Consider the following 17,683-nt stretch of genomic DNA (forward strand, 5'->3'; position numbering starts at 1 on the left):
CTAAGGAGTGCGTTGAAACGGATAAACCGAGCCCAGTTTCAGTATGTGGGTGAGCTCATCAAGCGCTTGGCGTGATTCGTCTAGCAACGCGGGGTCTGCTAAATCATGCTCAGTCAGTCGGTCACGATAGTGTTGCTCTACCCATGCACACAGACGGTTATACAGCGCATCATTCATAAGCGTGTTTTCATTGGTGGCTGCAAGTTCGCTACTATTTAAAACCACACGCAAACGCAAGCAAGCAGGGCCGCCGCCGTTGCTCATGCTTTGTTTTAGATCAAAAACCTTAAGTGCATCGACGGGCATTTTGCTGGCCACCAAGCCTTCTAAGTATCCCCATACCGCTGGGTTATGGCGGCATTCTTCTGGAACAACCAAGGTGGTTTTGCTGTTAATGGTGAGCAACTGGCTATTAAATAAGTAACTGCTCACCGCATCCTGTACGGATACCAAGCTAGAAGGAACCTCAATAATATTGAATTTATCCTGCATCGCTTGGTTGAGCTGTTCGTACACATCATGCGGGTTTAAAAATGCTTCTTGATGGCAAAATAATGTATTGCGGTTACCTACAGCGATCACGTCGTTATGGAACACACCTTGATCGATCACATCGGGGTTTTGCTGCGCGAATACAACGGCGTTTGCTGATAAGCCGTGCAAACGGGCTACCGCTTGCGAGGCTTCAAACGTGTGGCGAGCTGGGAATAGTTTAGGCGCCGGCTGGCTGTGATCGAAGGCATAGCGGCCAAACACAAAAAACTCCACGCCCGGGTCGCCATACTCATGGCAAAAACGCGTGTGGTTAGCGGCACCTTCATCACCAAAATGCTCAACATTGGGTAAAGCAGGGTGGTGGGCGAAGTGCTCATCATTATTGAAGGTCGCTTGTAGAATACGACCGGTTACAGGGTGCTCGATCGATCGATGAAACTTGTTAGTGAGGTTAGCCGGTGTAAAGTGCACACGGCCGTCGGCGGTGTCAGCGCTGGGTGATACCGTTGCCGCATTAGCCGTCCACATGCTAGAGGCCGAGCAACAAGCCGCTAAAATGCGGGGGGCTTGCTGCTGCGCTTTTTGTAGCACTTGGCTGTCGCTTCCGCTAAAACCCAGATGCCGAAGCGTATGGATGTCGGGGCGCTCTTGCGGTGCTAATACCCCTTGCACTAACCCCAAATCGTGCAAGGCTTTCATTTTAGCTAAGCCCTGTAAGGCAGCCTCTTTGGGGTTAGATGCCTGCGATGAATGCTTTTGCGATGCCAAGTTACCAGACGATAAGCCCGCATAGTTGTGCGTAGGGCCCACCAGACCATCAAAGTTGGCTTCGATAGCACCGTGATGGGGTGCTGATAATCCGTCAGTTGAACTCATGAGTGGTGCTACCTCGTTTAATCCAGCGTAATACCCGGTGAATAGGTGGCCGGCAATGCGAGCTTATCGGCTTCTAAACCCGCCACCGGATATGAGCAGTAGTCGGCTGCATAATAGGCGCTGGCTCGGTGGTTTCCGCTGGCACCTACGCCTCCAAAAGGAGCCGTGCTGCTAGCACCGGTAAGCTGCTTGTTAAAATTCACAATACCGGCGCGTATGTGCTGGTAAAAAGTGTCGTAATTCGCTTCGCTATCGCTGAATAATCCAGCCGATAAGCCAAAGCTGGTTTTATTAGCCCCAGCTATCGCGTCGTCGAAATCGTTGTAGCGAATCACTTGCAGCAAGGGGCCAAAGTATTCCTCGTCAGGCAAATCCGTGATGGCGGTTACATCAATTAACCCCGGCGACACAAAACCAGTGCCTGGTTTGATTTTTACCAAGTTAACTAATGAGGTAGCGCCGAGTTCAATGAGCGCGGACTGCGCCGCCACCATACCATCGGCTGCCCGTTCTGAAATCAAGCTACCCATAAACGGTGTCGGCTCAGCAAATTGCTCGCCCACGCGAATAGCCTTAATCGCTTGCGTAAGCTGCTCGATAAACTGATCACCAAATGCGCCTTTCGGGACAAACAAGCGACGTGCACAAGTACAACGCTGGCCTGAGGTAATAAACGCTGACTGCAGCGTCTCGTAAACGGCGGCTTTAGTATCTGCCACTTCATCGATGATTAGCGGGTTATTACCGCCCATCTCTAAGGCGAGGATTTTACCCGGATGGCCCGCAAACTGTTTATGCAATAAGTGCCCTGTGTTTGAGCTGCCAGTAAAAAACAGGCCATCCAAACCAGCGTGATTGGCTAAAGCAATCCCGGTGTCTTTTTCACCTTGCACCAAGTTAAGGACACCGGCGGGTAAACCGGCCTGCGCCCAAAGCCCCACCATTTGCTCAGCGACATGAGGGGTTAGCTCGCTTGGCTTAAATACCACCGTGTTACCCGCAATTAGTGCCGGAACAATATGTCCGTTCGGCAAATGCCCCGGAAAGTTGTAAGGGCCAAATACAGCCACAACACCATGCGGTTTATGACGCAGCACGGCTTTTGCACCCGGCACATCAGAGACTTTTTGCCCAGTTCGCTCAATGGCCGCGTTAATAGAGATCTCTATTTTATTCACCATGGCGGTTACTTCGGTGAGCGATTCCCAGTAGGGTTTACCCGTTTCTTCGGCAATGGTGCGGCCTAGCGTTTCTTTGTGCTCGTCTAACAGCTTGGCATAAGCCCGCGCAATCGCGCAGCGTGCATCAAACCCAACAAATGCCCACTGGTTAGCCGCTAATCTCGCCGCTGACACGGCCGCATCCACCTGTTCTGCATTGGCGGCTTCACCTTCCCATACTGGCTCTCCAGTGGCAGGGTTAAGTGAATAAAAAAGCTCACCTTGGCCTGTTAACCATTCGCCATTGATATATAAACCGGGCATTTATACTCTCCTTTTAGTCGATAGCGGCACGATACGAACCGTACTGCCATCTTCAATCTCCAGAGCCTTTGCGACGGCCGGAGGAACCGAAATAAGATTACGACTAATTTTATTAATCGCAGATACACAACAGCGATAGTTGGCAAAGCGCGTGTTACTGATCAGGTATTGATCGTTATCCTCATGCGCTTGCTCATCATCCATTTCTAGCTGGATTTTTACGTACTGACTCTTACGAATCGCACGGATATCATTAACTTGGGCTTCCAGGGTTGGTCCGGCATCAAAGATATCCACATAGCCTGAATAGCGCATACCTTCGTTTTCGAGCATACGCCGCGCCGGTGTCGTGAAGTTATGCGTCTTGCCAATAGCCTCCTGTGCCTCTTTGGGTAGCAGGTTGGTATAGATCGCGTTGAGCGGCATTAGCTCAGCAATAAAGACTTTATTCATGGCGGAGAACTGATCAGCCTTATCAAAGTCCATCGAGAAGAAATGACGGCCTAAACCTTCCCAAAAAGGCGATACGCCGTTTTCATCAGAATAACCGCGCATCTCAGCAATCAAGCGCTGGCTAAAGTGCTTGGGGTATTCCGCCATAAACAGAAAACGCGATTTGGAGAGCAGTGAGCCATTTTTACCTTCGCGCGCATCGGGTTTTAAAAAGAGGGTGCATAACTCGGCACAACCGGTGTGGTCGTTCGTAATTGTTAGCGTATTAAACTGGTTGTATACATTGAGCTCCCGCGACGCGTGCACCATGGTGCCAACTCGGTAGTTATACCAAGGCTCGGATAACCCCACAGCCGATTCAACCCCGCACACACCAACAATTTCGTGAGTGTCGGTATCTTCCATGACAAATAAATAGAGGGCTTCTTTAGCGGGCTTGTCCGAAGAAAAGGCCGCTACGCCACGGTCTAATTTGGCTTTTACTTGGGTGTCATTATCTTGCAGCGAGGTGAAACCAGGCCCGGTTAAACGGCCTAGTTCTCGTAAACCTGCATAATCCTCGTCCTTTACAGGGCGGATTACCATCATAAAGCGATTTCTCCTACACGACGCATCGTGTTTGTGGCTCTGTTCGTATTTGTGTGGTGTCGGTCTGGTTAGGAGCGTGTGTTTTATAAGTCTCCTGAGGGGTGTCCGCCTCTAATTGTAAAGCAGCACTTAACGCGGCAATCGTGTCTGCATCTTGCGTGGCTTGCGCCTGTATACAGCGGAAATGGGTGAGTAGCGTGTTACTGACCAATAGCGGTGTATCCCCTTCATGGGTTGCTAGGCATTGTAGACCCGTGCTCAGTTGGCTTTGAATCACCGATTTAGCGTAGGCTGTGCGTGTTTCCAGTGTAGGCCCCGCGTCAAAAATATCCACATAGCGGCTGGTGCCAAAACCTTCGGTTTTAAGCAACTCAACCACTGGGTTCATATCGGCGCGCGCTACACCAATCACCTCTTGTGCGGCCTCCGGTAATAGCGGAACATACAGCGGATAATGTGGCATTAACTCGGCAATAAAGCCTTTGGAGTTAATACCGGTTAAATAGTTAGCCCGGGTAAAATCCATAAAGAAGAAATGATTACCCACGCATTCCCAAAACGGCGAGCGGTTTTGGTCATCGGCTACGCCTTGAATCTCGGCAATCAGCCGATCCGAAAAGCGCTCTGGGTGTTGGGCAATAAATAGAAAACGGGCACGCGACAGCAAACTGAGGTTCTCGGCGGTGCGGTAGTCTGCATCGATAAACAGCGTGCATAACCGAGCAGCGCCTGTGTAATCCTGACATAGATGTAACGAGGGGATACGGTTATGAATTTGTAGATCCTGAGACGCATGCACAATCTCATCTAAGCGATAGCTATAAAAAGGCGTATTCAGCCCAACGCACGCATCAATACCGCTTATGCCCACAATCGATCCGGTATCGGTATCTTCTAGCACAAAGTGATAACTCTCATCACCGTAGCGCGTTACCTCTTTGCGTAACGATTGTTGCGTGCGGTTAATCAAATCGCTTAAGTGATCGCGGTTAGCCGGTAAGGTTGTCATGCTGCCGCCGGATATAACCGCCAAACGTTCTAGCCCAGGTAAATCTGCAAAAGTAACAGGCCTCACTAACAACATGGTTTGTCTCCAGTAGTTGAGGTCTTGGTTGTTGAGATCTTAGTTGTTGTTAACCAGCGGGTATCCTCGGTGGCTAATTTCATTAATAGCAATGCGCTGAGCTTAGCACGCTCGCTTAAGCTGTTAACGAACATGTACTCTTGATCCGAATGGATGCTACCGCCTTGCACGCCCAAGGTATCAATATTAGGAATACCAGCAGCCGCTAAGTTATTACCATCACAGCAACCGCCCGTGGGGTGCCAACTTAACGACATACCCAAGTCGTTGCCGCAGGCCTTTAGCCATTCAAACAATTGGGTGTTAGCCGGTGTTAGTTGTTTGGGCTTGCGGCCAAAGCCACCGTGCAGCTCGGCATGGATACCATCGCGGCTATTGAGCTGCTGGAGCAACGCATCGATATGTTGAGTGCACCAGCTTTCGTCTTCGGTACGCTCTAAGCGGATGTTGAACCGCATGGTGCATAAATCCGGCACAATATTCACTGCACCACCGCCTTGAATAAAGCCGGGGTTGATGGTTATACCGTCACGCTGGCCGTTTAGATCATCCAACGCTGATACAAAATCGCTAACCGCACGGATCGCATTGCGGCCAAGGTGGTGCTCGCGTCCCGCATGGGCAGCTTTACCATTAACGACCAGCGTAAAATTACCACTGCCTTTGCGCGCACCCGCTAAATTGCCATCGGGCATGCAGGGCTCGTAAATCATCCCTACATCCACTTTTGACGCCGCCTCTGCAATCAACGCAGCCGAAGAGGGCGAGCCTATCTCTTCGTCGGGGTTGAACAAAATCTGCCAACCAATCTGATCCGCCCACGGCGATCGCTCAAACGCCTCAATTGCTTTTAGCATCACCAATAGCCCACCTTTAAGGTCGGCTACTCCGGGGCCGTTGATGGTGTTATCGTCAAGCCAAGTAACGGTCTGAAACGCGCTGTCTTTAGGGAATACGGTATCCATGTGCCCGCAAAAAAACACCTGCAAGGGAGCATCGGGCCGTTTAGTAATCCGCACCGCATCACCCAGTAAAGACTCCTGCTTAACGCCTTGTGTGTTCACCGACACATAAGGGGCTACCGGCAAACGCTCAACCTCACCGCCCAAACCGCTGGCCAGCTCAATTAACGCATCCGCGACACGGTTAACCCCTTCGGCATGTAACGTACCCGAGTTAATCGACGCCAGTGCTATCGTTTGCTCCAGCATCATCGTTTGCTGGGTGTCCAACCACTCTAACCACGGTGCAAATGTTTCAGAACTCACTATCAGACCCCTAGGTAATCAAAGAAACCGCCTATACCTCTACCATTATTGGACATCTAGCGTGTGATATCTGCTGCTTAAGCGACCTTAATTTCAAAAATGCGTCTTTTAATGAGTATTTTAGAGCGGTGGATAACTCGGGTTAAAACATAACCGTTTATACAGTGTATTTTGTGTTTGAGTAAAAACGTGCGCGTTTACACTCTAAAGAAGGCACGCTTTGCCACTGGACAAAGCGAGAAAAGCATCCATAATCAAGGAACTACCGTTATCAACAGGGAAGATAACGCGCCCAGCCAAGAATGATCATGCGCATGCGCGTTTACAGGGAGCCGTACTTTTTGAATAACCTCACTTATGTTTTATTAAACAATACGTTAAATGCTATTCCTGATTTTATAGTCAGGGGTGTAAACGCGCATGCGTGTGGATGAAAATGTTACACATATAAGCGAGATCCGAGACAAGTGAGAGTTTTTAAATATAGGGGTGGGGATGAAGGTATATTTATTAGAGATCTCGAATCTTTAGAAAAAGATACTTTCTGGTCTCCAACTATTAATAGGTTGAATGATCCATGCGAAGGATTGGTTTTTCACGAAGACCTTCTAACCCAAATTGATTTGACTGCTGGGCTTCTTGGGAGAGGCAGCAAAGAAGTGTCGAGTTCTGCAGAAGCAGTTAAGCAATCACTAAGAGAACTTATTGAAAAAAAAGATTCAGTAGGAATTTATTCACTTAGTAAAAACGGCACAGACGAATTGATGTGGGCCCACTATGCAAACGGCCATGAGGGCTTTTGCATTGAATATGAATTAGATACCTTGGTTTATTTTGGCCGAAACGATTATCACACATTTGACGTCAACTACAGTAATAATCCGCCTAGCCTTCATATCAATGATATGTTAAAAATTAAGGACAAAGTCAGTTTTATTCAGAAACTTATTGGCATTAAGTCTAAAAGATGGGCTCATGAAAAAGAAATTAGAGTGGTTACTTCTGTAGCGGGCCTCCAACACTATGATTACAGGGCTGTAAAAGCTATTTATTTCGGGCTCCGAATGCCTGAAGAAAGAAAGCAGGAAGTAATGAAAAGTCTTTGTGGTAGAGGAATTAAATACTATCAGATTCATTTAAAAAATAAATCATATAAGTTTGGTGCCGAAGCTATTGATGACCAATATCCAACAGATGTGAAACATTTGTATTCGATTGCTCCTATTGCTGAATATGCGGTTGATCCAAGTACTTTACATGAGAAATGGTCTGAATTTTCTCCTTACCTACATAAAATGGCTGAGATTGTACGGCGAGAGCCATATTGTAGTGAAGTTCAAATGGTTGAAGTGAGTCACGATAAAAGTCAGCCAGGGAAGCCAGTATTTTTCGGCCAGTATCAAAGATCAGAATATCGATATGAGAATATGTATCTTACTCCAGAACAAATTGATGAAAGGTATTCAGCAATAACAGATCTTGAGCATGAAAGCGTGTAGCAGGGACAAGCCTACGCTGCGCTTCGGTTTACCCCCAGAGCGCGGCTTTATAAGTTAAGGAGCTAAAGTGCCAACAACGACTATCGAAGTTATTGATACCGCAGTAAAGATCGGCCTTGGTGGCTCTATTACTCTTATAGGCACCTTGTTGGTAACTAAACTCAATCACAAGCACGACCACTCTAAGGAAAAGGGAAAGCGCCACTACGACGCTCTTGAGTCTGTTGGAGCTGATATAGAAGAAATAACACACGTATCATTAAAATATTGGGCGCTAATTATTGAATGGGTGAGAAACAACAACCAAGGAATGGATTTAACTGAAAAACGAAAAGATGAATTAGAAAAAACTAAAGATGACCTATTCAATTCATTTAAAAGCCTGACAGTAGCCGAATCTAAATTGTTACTGCTAGGTCTTATAGAGCCAGCAAAGCTACTTCGCTCTTACGGTGATTATCTCAAAGCAATGCGACGTAACTGTTACTACGAAAAAGAATCTCTTACCGAAGGGCATATGAATGAAGTAAGAGAAGAGCTTTTGAATAAACGGGAAGCTCTTTTTTCTGCTCTATCATTTGCGTATAAAAATGGCTTATAACAAGGTGGTCAAGTTTGCTTCGGCGTCTTAAGAGCCGCCTACGCGGGACAGCCACAGCTTCGCTTTGCCTGCCCCTTGCTATGGCGTTGAGGCTGTCGGATTACTCCTACACCTCTCGACCTGCGGCCAAAATCTCAGTTAAACTGTTCCAAACTAACATTACCTCGTTAGGTGCAACGGATGGCACGATTTAAACACTACGATTACGAGCAAACCAAGATGATCCCGCTGCGTTTTGCGGATCAGATACAACCGGGTACGTTTGAATACACCCTTAACCATGTTGTTGATAATGAACTCGACCTCACTGTGTTTGAATCCCGTTATCGAAATGACTACAACGGCGCTCCCGCTTATGATCCTGCGCTCTTGCTCAAAATTGACCTTTTCGCGTATTCACGTGGCATTACCTCCAGCCGAAAAATAGCGCAAGCCTGCCGAGAGAACATCATCTTCATAGCGCTGCCAACCGCATCGCACAAGCCAAGACAGACATCCCGATGGGTCGGCATATCTACAGCAAACGGCTAGGGACAGTAGAGCCGGTGTTCGGTAATTTAGAGAGTAATAAAGGCCTGAAGCGATTTACGTTAAGAGTTAAAGACAAGGTCAATGCGCAATGGTTGCTGTACTGCATGGTGCACAACATTGAGAAAATAGCGACGCAGGGTCAGGTGATGCATTAATAATCAACAAGGAGCGCTGTGGGATGAGGTTTTATTGTGTTAAATGTCTAATCCGACAGTCTTGTTAGTTTGCTAAAGGCTAGAGGTTAACTAGCCTAAGCTTGCTCTCACATCTGCAATGGTGATGAAGAGTTTGTTTTCGGCGTCTTGAAATGCTTGAAAACCATAGCGTTCATAGAATTGTTTTGCTCCGTCTTTGGCATCAACGATAACAACTGGAAATGCAACGCTATCACTAGCGGCTAATAGCTTTCTGAGTGCGTCGATAAGCAGCCACTCACCAAAGCCTTTCCCTTTGTATCGGTCATCGACAGCAAGACGGGCAATCAGACCACCAGAGGTGGATGATTGGTGCTTTTTTTGTAACTTATCAGGCAATGCCTGTAAGTCAATTGGTGTCATTGTTAGCGTGTAAAAGCCGATGACATGTGAGTTGTCGCTATCATCTTCCAAAACAAACGTTCTGGTGTTGTCCTTCTTTGCTTGCTGACTCGCCATTACTTTTAAGTAATTATTGAGAGCTTCGATGCCACAGTTGAATCGGTTTCTATCGTGTTTAGCTTTATCTAGAAGTACCGTATTCATCATTGAGTTTTGCTCTCGTATCGATCAGCAGCAGCTTTTAGTTTTGAGTTCTGTGTTGCAGGACGGTCTAAAGCTTCCATGAGCAATATCGCATCTGCTTGGCTCAGTTTTAAAGCCTGTTCACGTTCGATGACTTGTTTAGCTTTTTCGATTGCAGCGCTTAGAACAAACGAGTTGATGCTAGACATGCCAGCGATCGCGGCAGCCTTAGTAAGTAAGTCTTGTGTATCGACATCAACTCTAGCGGTGATGCGAGGCAAAGTAGTAGCCATAATGTTATCTCCTATTGTGTCAAAATGTCACATATGTATTATGGTCTTAAAGTGTGCAATAAGCAATCCGTGTGTCACTTTGGCACGCAAAATAACAAACAATTTAAGAGCCTAAATGGCGTCGATTACTCCAAACCTGACAGCTAAGAAGTGCGTAAGCTTAAGCGTGAGCTGTCTGAAATTAAAAAAGAAAATGAGTTCTTAAAGAAGGTGGCGGCGTATTGATGCCCTTAGGTGCTTCGCGAAGCAGCAAGAGTGAAGTACGCGCTGATCGCTGAATTTAGATCAGAATATATGTTAAGCCTTATGTGTCGAGTTATGAGTGTATCGCGATCAGGTTATTATAAATGGATAGCCAGAGATAAAATCCCAGTGAGCCAACGTAGGGAAGCTGTGAAACAAGCGGTGATTCATTATTCATTCTGATCGAGGTGCGTAGTACCGGTCGATTAAATACAAAGATTTCATGCGCCGATATGGCTGCCAAATCAGCATGAGTAGGCGAGCGAATTGCTGGGATGGAGTCTTTCTTTAGTCGCTTAAAAGTAGAGTTGGTGTATGCGGAGGATTATCACTCGATAGAGGACGCGAAGTCGGGTATCTTCGGGTACATTGAAGTATTTTATAACCGTGTAAGAAGGCATTCAGCTTTGGGTTATATCAGCCCCGCTGAGTATGAGCGTATAAACGCATAACGAGTGTCTACTTTTTATGGGTAAGACCAAAGCCAAAGGGAATGAATGTGAATGAAATTGGATTTCGAAAATCACATCAGAGTAGAACACGGTTATTTTTTATTTCCTCTACCTGATGAAAAGTACAAAGCTCTACCTGAGGTTTACGATAAAACTTGTGCCGTAATTTATATAGCGTCAAAAATAGAATCAGAACCTGATAAACATAAGGTGCCTTGTAAACCAATAGTTGAAGCATACATCAGGGCTGCATTAAGTGAATTGATTGCATTAGAAGAATTCATTCTTGATGAGTACCATGACATTGATCCACCGTTGTTCAAAATTTATAAAACTACAGACCCTATTTTGCATATGATCAAGCTATTGAGAAACTACAATATACATGTTTCATCCAGTATGGTGTCTCAAAAGTCGATGCGAGTAAGAACCCTTAGTGAAAAAATTCCATGAAGTAGCGTATATTTCAAATTTAAATTTTGAGGCTATACGTAATTTACGAAGTAGTAAAGATTACACTGACGATCAGCTTCGAAGAATGCTAGACATATTTGAAGAACAACAAAATGTTTTTGGTATATCAACGTTGTTAATTAAAGTGGCGCTTTCCTATATTGGGAGATTTGAACGATATATTAAGTCAATACCAGAAAATGGCTTATAACAAAGAGCACCATCAACCCAAGTTTAGTTCGGCGCTTGTGGTTTAAAGTGATTTGCTGGTACAGGGTCGTGGTTTTGCTGTGCTAGTCGTTAGGAGTTAGGAGGATCGATGGAAGATATCACAAAATTAGTAGGTGTATTTGTAAGTTTATTCGCGATATATAAGGTAGTTATAGATCTCGTGTTGGCGCATTCTTCTAAGAGAAGAGATGAATATGCGTTCACGAAACAATATATATCAGATCTACATACAAATGAAGAGCATCGGTATACTCTTGAAAAGGGTTTCTTCGCTATTACTGGAAAGCTATATTCTATTGAAGAAATCAAGTTGCTACTTTCGCAATCAACCCCTTCATCTTCAATTTCACAACGCGGCACAATTGGTAATTTTGTTACATTCAGTCAGGAGTCTCAAAAATATAGTTGGAAAAAAAATACGATAAGGACATCGTACGAAAGTATGCAAGTACTTGGTTTCTTATATGTTATATAGTAACTGCCTCTTTAGCATTAATACCCATTTATATCCAAGGAATTTCTATCCTGAGTGATTTATCCGTTGTGACGTTTGTAATATCTTTGTTTGTGGTAGCTGTTTCTTCTCTAGTACAGCATTCAAATTTTGATACAGCAAAGAAATTTATGGAAAATATTAAGTATGACAATACCTAAGAAGGGCGTTGAGGCAGCTAGATTAGCACTCATCAACCTACGACCAAAAGCTCAGTTAAACTGTACCAAACTAACTTTACCTCGTTAGGTGCAACGGATGGCACGATTTAAACACTACAATTACGAGCAAACCAAGATGATCCCGCTGCTTTTTGCGGGATTAGTAGCTATAGATATCGATTGATATCTAATTCGATATGGATTTCGGTTTCTTGCGTTGAATCTAAAAAAACAAAATTACTTTTGGCCTTAATGAAGTTTTTAGCCATTAAATACTGTGTGATTTTTTCTTTTAAAGTGCTATCGAGTGCCGTCTTGAAATATAGTGTCTCTTTAATAGGGCCGTTGTCCCCGAACGTGTATTCGTAGCGAGTTATAGAAGACGGGGTTACTTTTACTATCTCTTTTGCTTGTCCGCTTGCTAAAATATGGTAATTAATACTGCCGATATTGGTTTGATAATTCTCGGCAAAGCCTAGCTTTATTAGGTGATGGCCAGAATAAACAATAACTAATAAAAATATCGAAGAAAGTAATATGTAGTTTTTTTTCATTTTACTTCCTCATAGAGGCTTTCTGCCTTGCGAATGTTAATAGTATTAAAAAATCAGGTAGGACTCCTTTTTCATTATTTTTCAGCTTTATACGGTAGGTTACCGTAAAAAATAAATTGTCGGTATAGCTTGTAGGCGAAAACCAGACAACATATCGGGCGACATTGTACCTGAAATCTACGAAAAATAAGGGTTATTTGAGAATGCACTTTCGGAGTGCTTTGTGTGTTTTAGCAGGTCTTGCTTAAGAGTGTCATATTGTCCTTGTTTGTTTCTATGTAGAAACATTAGATCTGGCTCGTCGTGTTTCTGAATTTTCTGTTGATGCTGTCTTATAAGTACCAGAGACCCTATACTTGAGATCGAACGTTTGTTCGTTGCTCTAAACATACGCTACCCACTAGGTGCAATGGATGGCACGTTTTAAACACTACAAAGTTACAGAATTAGCCCAATAAATTTTTCGCGCTGAGCGAGCGCTATGTTGTTTTGAGGTTTGTATGAAATATTGGATACTGTCTGTTGCTATCTCTTTCTTTGCATCCAGTGCACTAGGTAATGAATGCTTGCACCAAAAATACAAAAAATACGCAGATTTACAAACCCAGTGGCAGCATGACTACTCTAATTTAATGGTAGCTAACCACCCGGAGCTTAAGGAGGTTACGTATCGCTACAGAGATACCCAGTTAGCCCTTATTGAACAACGTTTTATCGCCTTTACTATTTATGTTGCTGATGCTCCTGAAAAAATACAAACAGAGAAGCCATTACATCAATGGCTAGTTTTAAATCCATCGATAAAAAATGAATTAAGCCTCCAATACCCTAAATTCAAGATAAGTGACGACAAAGTCGAATTGTACAATTCACTGGGCGATCACAAGGATGGGGACAAGGCTCGTGAGGTATTTAGGAGCGAAGTAGCACCCTCGCAGGAATTTTCACGTCTGTTGAGTCGCTTTAATTCAAACGTATCTGTCTTAAATGACACCAGTTGTCCAACTACATAATAACAAGGCGTTCGAAAGGGGGAATACATGGTGCGGCTTCGCCATTACAGCGTCATTAATGCTCCTCATTAGCGTAAGTTAAACAGTTAAACCACAGGGATGTATCGTGCAAGAATCACGGAAGTTAAAAGACTATTTGATTGAAAGGCCTAAGCCGCAAGGGATAGATGTTTTATGTAGCTTAAAACATTTTGCAATCATTACCTATGCCGTTCCGGCGGATAGGTTTAAGGGGATTTTTCCTGAGCGGTTTCAGTTAGATACGGTCGAGATAGGCGGCCAAGAAATGGGGCTGATTTCGGTTGTGCCCTTTATTGATGTTGATTTTACTTCAGCCGTTTTTCCATTTCCTAAATTTACGATGGGGCAGACAAACTACCGAATCTACATAATAGACACCGAGACGGGAGAGCGGTGTGTATGGTTTCTCGGTACGACATTAGACTCGAGGACACTCGCGGTGCCAAGATATGTTTGGAACCTTCCGTGGCATGCGGGAAAAGTGAAGTTTGATTGCACGGTCAATGAAGCTTCTGGTCTTTATGATAAGTATCACATGCAAACCACTTCCAACTGGGCAGAGGCGACGGTGAGCTTGATTCAGTCAGAATCTGATCAGTTTGATTTCCCCGGGTTTCCTGACGTTGAATCAGCTTTGGTGTACTTAACACACCCATTAGCAGGTTTCTATTATCGCCGGGATGGTAAACTCGGGACATATCGAGTCTGGCATAAAGAGCTAGCAGTTAAGCCAGCGCAGTTAGGATCAGCTAATTTCAAGCTATTATCTACGCTAGGAATTGTTATGGAATCGGAGCAAAGCTCGCCCTACAGCGTATTAATCGAGCCTATCAATGAGTTCACTATTTATTTACCACCCACTGTCATTGAGTAGAATATGAACGGTTCAAGTAAGCCTCAGTTTTGGCGAGATTCGCGTATGCCTTATGTGGAGTTGCGCAAGGTTATCAACGGCAGGGAGGTTTGCTACGCTCCCCACAGCCATACCCAATGGTCCTTAGGCGCCATAACAGAAGGCCAAAGCACGTTTCTCTATCGGGGTAATCAACTAACGCTCAATGAAGGAAATTTGGTTGTTATTAATCCTCACTCGGTCCATGCCTGTAACCCAATCAAGGATCAGCCTTGGGGCTACCTGATGCTCTATATCGACACTGATTGGTTAACGAATTTGCGATATGAGGCGGGCCTTTTGGATAAACCTCATTGGGAAGATATCATGACAGCCACTATGTCTGATAACGGGTGGTATGTGGGTTTTTGTCAGATGGCAGATTGCTTACTTCGGTCGGATCGAGAGCTACTGGAAAAGCAAACAACTGTTGTGGAATACCTGACAGCTCTGATGCACGAATTGTCAGATCAAACGGCTCAACCGCGAATAAAGGCACCTGACAAGTTGCAAGCGGTGGCTGAGTACGTAAAGGCTAATGCTGCGTTGGAGGTGTCCTTGGATAGCTTGTGTGAGCTTTCCGGGTATAGCCCAGGGCATCTAATTCGCTCTTTTAAACATCACTTTGGTTTAACCCCACATGCGTATCAGATCAATTACCGGATCCAATACGGGCAACGAGAGCTGAAACGAGGCAAGCCTATTGCCGAAACCGCCGTAAATGTGGGCTTTGCTGATCAGCCACATTTTCAGCGCACCTTCAAAAAATTGCTGGCTGCAACTCCAATGCAATACCGTCAATCTTTACCCAATCATCAGGTAGATACAACTGGCGACGAGTAGCAGTGCCAGTACGCGGTTCAGTATAACCAAGACAATGGGGCGTTGAATGTAGCGACGCAAGTAAACGCCAGCATAAACCCAACAACTTAGCGATAGCCAGCAGATGGGCATATAGAGCATCGCAAATATGATGACCTCTCGTAGGTCGTGGCCACTCGTGTAAGCACCAATCCCCGACGCTGAAGCTAACCAAGCTTTTGGGTTGAGCCATTGCATAATCGCGCCGGTTAAAAACCCCGGTGCTTTGTGGGTCTCTCCTTCATGTAGGCGCCCGTCATCACGTAATAGCTGAACACTAAGATAAAGTAAAAATACAATGCCGGCCCAGCGTAATAATTCATTGAGCCCCGGAACAGCCGTCATTATTGAATAAAGACCCAAACCAATGGCAACGAAAAGAACGATAAAACCTAGAGTTGCGCCGGTGACGAACATTAGCCCTTTGGAGAGGGGGTAGCGAGTACCGCTGCTTAGGCATACCAAATTGACAGGCCCGGGTGAAATGGAGGCTGCTAGGGCAAATGCCGTCATTGGTAAAATTAGTGTGATTGTCATGTTAGTCTCTTTTTCGATTAGCTTTTGTTAGAGTTTGCGTAATCCTCAAGGCGAAGTATTGAACAAAATTGCGGTGGTTCTTTTTGGCTAATTTCCGCTGAATGCTATACCTGCCGCAATCAGAACGTCATAAATCAGTAAGTGCGAGATGCTAATGATTACCGGTAGCTGCCTATGTGGCAAAGTTAGTTATGAAATATCAGGGGAAGTAGGGGACATCGTTCACTGTCATTGTGTAACCTGCCGAAAAGCGCATGGCGCTGCGTTTTCAAGTGTAGCAGCGGTTAAGGACTGTGATTTCACTTTGTCAGGTCAAGAGTGGTTAAGCTCATATGAGTCATCCCCAGGCAAGGTGCGTTATTTTTGTTCTAGTTGCGGCACTCAAATTTATGCCAAGCGAGAAAGAACCGAGCATCTTATACTGCGCTTAGGCTCTTTAGATACGGATCTTGCTAGCAAAGAAAAGAACCATATCTGGGTATCACAAAAAGCGAACTGGTATTCAATCACCAACAACTTGCCAGAGTGCCAAGAGTTTGAGTAAAACTCGTTTCAATGTGGGGGATGTGAAGCGCTGGTTTTAACCCCTTCGGTATGCAATGTGCTTTCGGTCAAAACACTGTCAGTGGTTGTTATTATCGAGCCAGAGCATAAAGCCTCCGTTAGGGTGGCGGAGAAGGCCGGGTTCAAAGACTATACGTATAAGGAGTTTCATGAGCGACTTGTGCGGGTGTATCGAATGACGTGCGATGACTGGGCGTTACCTACATGGAGTGTATATGAATCATAGAGTTGCTGGTTTTGATATTGCTAGAGCGTTAGCAATTTTTGGAATGGTTATTGTTAATTTCAAAATAGCTATGAATGCAGAGACAGGCAGTCCATTGTTAATGAGCTTTGCGCATTTGTTTGAAGGGCGAGCTTCTGCTGTGTTTGTTATTCTGGCCGGCATTGGGATAACCTTTATGACCGATAAGGCTAGAGTATCCTCGGATAGTCAATATATTTATAAAAGTCGTGTGTCGCTCATAAAGCGTGGCTTATTATTGATATTTATAGGGTTGTTATATACGCCAATTTGGCAAGCAGATATTCTACATTTTTACGGGTTCTATTTTTTAATTGCCTCTGTTGTCTTTATGTTTAATAACAGAACGCTACTATTAATATCAGCTGTTATTATTCTAGTATTTCCTTGTTTGATGTTGTTTTTTAACTACGAGAAAAACTGGAATTGGGGAACATTCGTCTATGAGAACTTTTGGTCGATTGATGGGATGGTTAGGCATATATTGTTTAACGGGTTTCACCCAATATTCCCGTGGGCCGCTTTTTTACTATTCGGTATGTGGCTGGGTAGGCAGGATTTAACTCAACAGGCTGTCAGAAAAAAATTGCTTTTAGGTTCTATAGTATCCTTGGTCCTCATCGAGGTGGCGTTTTATTTCATAAAATTAAGTATTGGAGACGGCTCTTTACTAGAAATGACCGAAGATGAAGTTAACTTCTTATTTTCGATTTCTATTATTCCCCCTTTACCTCAATACATGATCTCGGCAGCAAGCTCCGCAGTAATTACGATAGTGGGTTGTTTATATTTTTCTGATAAGTTTTCAGAAAGTAAAATACATAAGTGGTTATGTCAGACAGGTAAGTTGTCTTTAACCCTTTATGTTGCCCATGTTATTTTAGGCATGGGAATTCTTGAATACTTGGGATTACTAGTAAACCAAACAATTGATTTTTCATTATTTAGTGCATTAATATTCTGTGTTTGCGGAATTATCTTTAGCGTTATTTGGCTCAAATATTTTAAAGCTGGCCCTCTGGAGTGGCTTTTTCGTAAATGCGCAAGCTAACAAGAGACTACCGCTATTTTTC

General features: G+C 44.6%; 21 protein-coding genes. 12 read left to right on the forward strand and 9 right to left on the reverse strand.

The features are described 5' to 3' along the window. From astB to OW491_RS02315, 5 genes are read right to left on the reverse strand one after another with little or no spacing between them, the layout of a single operon-like run. Window positions 1-1,371: an N-succinylarginine dihydrolase gene (astB, locus tag OW491_RS02295; protein WP_075178529.1), complete on the reverse strand. Its 1,371-nt coding sequence runs from the start codon at window positions 1,369-1,371 to the stop codon at window positions 1-3. Window positions 1,372-1,388: 17 nt separating this feature from the next. After that, a complete protein-coding gene (gene astD / locus OW491_RS02300; protein ID WP_290034513.1) occupies window positions 1,389-2,855 on the reverse strand; it encodes a succinylglutamate-semialdehyde dehydrogenase in 1,467 nt (488 codons plus the stop codon). Continuing rightward, window positions 2,856-3,896, reverse strand: coding sequence for an arginine N-succinyltransferase (astA, locus tag OW491_RS02305; RefSeq protein ID WP_075172922.1), 1,041 nt, complete (start codon window positions 3,894-3,896; stop codon window positions 2,856-2,858). Between the two features lie 13 nt (window positions 3,897-3,909). Next, window positions 3,910-4,980 carry an arginine N-succinyltransferase gene (locus OW491_RS02310; RefSeq protein WP_290034514.1) on the reverse strand — a complete coding sequence of 357 codons (1,071 nt, stop codon included), beginning with the start codon at window positions 4,978-4,980 and terminating at the stop codon, window positions 3,910-3,912. Further along, window positions 4,971-6,248, reverse strand: coding sequence for a hydrolase (locus tag OW491_RS02315; RefSeq protein WP_290034515.1), 1,278 nt, complete (start codon window positions 6,246-6,248; stop codon window positions 4,971-4,973). The genes OW491_RS02310 and OW491_RS02315 overlap by 10 nt, the downstream gene beginning before the upstream one ends. Window positions 6,249-6,715: 467 nt before the next feature. Between OW491_RS02315 and OW491_RS02320 the strand changes: the two genes are divergently transcribed. From OW491_RS02320 to OW491_RS02335, 4 genes are all read left to right on the forward strand, one after another. After that, entirely contained in the window at window positions 6,716-7,747 is a 1,032-nt protein-coding gene (locus OW491_RS02320; RefSeq protein WP_290034516.1) for a DUF2971 domain-containing protein, read from the forward strand. 67 nt (window positions 7,748-7,814) lie between these two features. Then, window positions 7,815-8,348 (forward strand): hypothetical protein, encoded by a 534-nt coding sequence (locus tag OW491_RS02325; protein ID WP_290034517.1) that lies wholly within the window; start codon window positions 7,815-7,817, stop codon window positions 8,346-8,348. A 180-nt stretch (window positions 8,349-8,528) separates the two neighbouring features. Further along, window positions 8,529-8,879: a transposase gene (locus tag OW491_RS02330; RefSeq protein ID WP_290034518.1), complete on the forward strand. Its 351-nt coding sequence runs from the start codon at window positions 8,529-8,531 to the stop codon at window positions 8,877-8,879. Continuing rightward, complete coding sequence (locus OW491_RS02335) at window positions 8,822-9,034, forward strand: transposase (RefSeq protein ID WP_290034548.1); 213 nt, start codon at window positions 8,822-8,824, stop codon at window positions 9,032-9,034. Before OW491_RS02330 ends, OW491_RS02335 begins: the two co-directional genes overlap by 58 nt. A gap of 90 nt (window positions 9,035-9,124) precedes the next feature. Here the strand turns inward: OW491_RS02335 and OW491_RS02340 are convergent, their stop codons facing one another. Together OW491_RS02340 and OW491_RS02345 are read right to left on the reverse strand one after the other, a co-directional pair. Beyond that, window positions 9,125-9,622, reverse strand: coding sequence for a GNAT family N-acetyltransferase (locus OW491_RS02340; protein ID WP_290034519.1), 498 nt, complete (start codon window positions 9,620-9,622; stop codon window positions 9,125-9,127). Next, window positions 9,619-9,891, reverse strand: coding sequence for a DUF1778 domain-containing protein (locus OW491_RS02345; protein WP_075172915.1), 273 nt, complete (start codon window positions 9,889-9,891; stop codon window positions 9,619-9,621). The genes OW491_RS02340 and OW491_RS02345 overlap by 4 nt, the downstream gene beginning before the upstream one ends. A 518-nt stretch (window positions 9,892-10,409) precedes the next feature. On the opposite strand from OW491_RS02345, the gene OW491_RS18245 reads away from it, so the two are divergent. The 3 genes from OW491_RS18245 to OW491_RS02355 all read left to right on the forward strand — a co-directional run bounded on the left by OW491_RS18245 (window position 10,410) and on the right by OW491_RS02355 (window position 11,745). Further along, window positions 10,410-10,586, forward strand: coding sequence for an IS3 family transposase (locus tag OW491_RS18245; protein ID WP_354669555.1), 177 nt, complete (start codon window positions 10,410-10,412; stop codon window positions 10,584-10,586). Window positions 10,587-10,637: 51 nt separating this feature from the next. Continuing rightward, a complete protein-coding gene (locus tag OW491_RS02350; RefSeq protein WP_290034520.1) occupies window positions 10,638-11,039 on the forward strand; it encodes a hypothetical protein in 402 nt (133 codons plus the stop codon). 319 nt (window positions 11,040-11,358) lie between these two features. Further along, window positions 11,359-11,745 carry a hypothetical protein gene (locus OW491_RS02355; protein ID WP_290034521.1) on the forward strand — a complete coding sequence of 129 codons (387 nt, stop codon included), beginning with the start codon at window positions 11,359-11,361 and terminating at the stop codon, window positions 11,743-11,745. Window positions 11,746-12,091: 346 nt separating this feature from the next. On the opposite strand, the gene OW491_RS02360 is transcribed toward OW491_RS02355, so the two are convergent. Beyond that, complete coding sequence (locus OW491_RS02360; protein WP_290034522.1) at window positions 12,092-12,478, reverse strand: hypothetical protein; 387 nt, start codon at window positions 12,476-12,478, stop codon at window positions 12,092-12,094. Window positions 12,479-12,978: 500 nt separating this feature from the next. On the opposite strand from OW491_RS02360, the gene OW491_RS02365 reads away from it, so the two are divergent. From OW491_RS02365 to OW491_RS02375, 3 genes are all read left to right on the forward strand, one after another. Next, window positions 12,979-13,491, forward strand: a complete 513-nt coding sequence (locus OW491_RS02365) for a hypothetical protein (RefSeq protein WP_290034523.1) — start codon at window positions 12,979-12,981, stop codon at window positions 13,489-13,491. 106 nt (window positions 13,492-13,597) lie between these two features. Then, complete coding sequence (locus OW491_RS02370) at window positions 13,598-14,386, forward strand: DUF2071 domain-containing protein (protein WP_290034524.1); 789 nt, start codon at window positions 13,598-13,600, stop codon at window positions 14,384-14,386. Between the two features lie 3 nt (window positions 14,387-14,389). Beyond that, on the forward strand, window positions 14,390-15,247 hold the full coding sequence (locus tag OW491_RS02375; RefSeq protein ID WP_290034525.1) for an AraC family transcriptional regulator: 858 nt from the start codon (window positions 14,390-14,392) through the stop codon (window positions 15,245-15,247). On the opposite strand, the gene OW491_RS02380 is transcribed toward OW491_RS02375, so the two are convergent. After that, entirely contained in the window at window positions 15,209-15,802 is a 594-nt protein-coding gene (locus OW491_RS02380) for a LysE family translocator (RefSeq protein WP_290034526.1), read from the reverse strand. The two genes, OW491_RS02375 and OW491_RS02380, sit on opposite strands and share 39 nt — an antisense overlap. A gap of 154 nt (window positions 15,803-15,956) precedes the next feature. Here OW491_RS02380 and OW491_RS02385 point away from each other — a divergent pair, with 154 nt between their 5' ends. Both OW491_RS02385 and OW491_RS02390 read left to right on the forward strand, forming a co-directional pair. Continuing rightward, complete coding sequence (locus OW491_RS02385; RefSeq protein WP_075173554.1) at window positions 15,957-16,346, forward strand: GFA family protein; 390 nt, start codon at window positions 15,957-15,959, stop codon at window positions 16,344-16,346. A gap of 235 nt (window positions 16,347-16,581) precedes the next feature. Further along, window positions 16,582-17,661 carry a DUF418 domain-containing protein gene (locus OW491_RS02390; protein ID WP_290034527.1) on the forward strand — a complete coding sequence of 360 codons (1,080 nt, stop codon included), beginning with the start codon at window positions 16,582-16,584 and terminating at the stop codon, window positions 17,659-17,661. The last annotated feature ends 22 nt before the right edge of the window (window positions 17,662-17,683 follow it).

The organism is Neptunomonas sp. CHC150 (assembly GCF_030397555.1).
Classification (GTDB): Bacteria; Pseudomonadota; Gammaproteobacteria; order Pseudomonadales; family Balneatricaceae; genus Neptunomonas; species Neptunomonas phycophila.

Excerpts from the sequence above, each read along its gene's own strand:
- astB (WP_075178529.1), bottom strand. The coding sequence starts at position 1,371 with ATGAGTTCAACTGACGGATTATCAGCACCCCATCACGGTGCTATCGAA.
- astD (WP_290034513.1), bottom strand. The coding sequence starts at position 2,855 with ATGCCCGGTTTATATATCAATGGCGAATGGTTAACAGGCCAAGGTGAG.
- astA (WP_075172922.1), bottom strand. The coding sequence starts at position 3,896 with ATGATGGTAATCCGCCCTGTAAAGGACGAGGATTATGCAGGTTTACGA.
- OW491_RS02310 (WP_290034514.1), bottom strand. The coding sequence starts at position 4,980 with ATGTTGTTAGTGAGGCCTGTTACTTTTGCAGATTTACCTGGGCTAGAA.
- OW491_RS02330 (WP_290034518.1), top strand. The coding sequence starts at position 8,529 with ATGGCACGATTTAAACACTACGATTACGAGCAAACCAAGATGATCCCG.
- OW491_RS02340 (WP_290034519.1), bottom strand. The coding sequence starts at position 9,622 with ATGATGAATACGGTACTTCTAGATAAAGCTAAACACGATAGAAACCGA.
- OW491_RS02345 (WP_075172915.1), bottom strand. The coding sequence starts at position 9,891 with ATGGCTACTACTTTGCCTCGCATCACCGCTAGAGTTGATGTCGATACA.
- OW491_RS18245 (WP_354669555.1), top strand. The coding sequence starts at position 10,410 with ATGGAGTCTTTCTTTAGTCGCTTAAAAGTAGAGTTGGTGTATGCGGAG.
- OW491_RS02350 (WP_290034520.1), top strand. The coding sequence starts at position 10,638 with ATGAAATTGGATTTCGAAAATCACATCAGAGTAGAACACGGTTATTTT.
- OW491_RS02355 (WP_290034521.1), top strand. The coding sequence starts at position 11,359 with ATGGAAGATATCACAAAATTAGTAGGTGTATTTGTAAGTTTATTCGCG.
- OW491_RS02360 (WP_290034522.1), bottom strand. The coding sequence starts at position 12,478 with ATGAAAAAAAACTACATATTACTTTCTTCGATATTTTTATTAGTTATT.
- OW491_RS02365 (WP_290034523.1), top strand. The coding sequence starts at position 12,979 with ATGAAATATTGGATACTGTCTGTTGCTATCTCTTTCTTTGCATCCAGT.
- OW491_RS02375 (WP_290034525.1), top strand. The coding sequence starts at position 14,390 with ATGAACGGTTCAAGTAAGCCTCAGTTTTGGCGAGATTCGCGTATGCCT.
- OW491_RS02380 (WP_290034526.1), bottom strand. The coding sequence starts at position 15,802 with ATGACAATCACACTAATTTTACCAATGACGGCATTTGCCCTAGCAGCC.
- OW491_RS02385 (WP_075173554.1), top strand. The coding sequence starts at position 15,957 with ATGATTACCGGTAGCTGCCTATGTGGCAAAGTTAGTTATGAAATATCA.
- OW491_RS02390 (WP_290034527.1), top strand. The coding sequence starts at position 16,582 with ATGAATCATAGAGTTGCTGGTTTTGATATTGCTAGAGCGTTAGCAATT.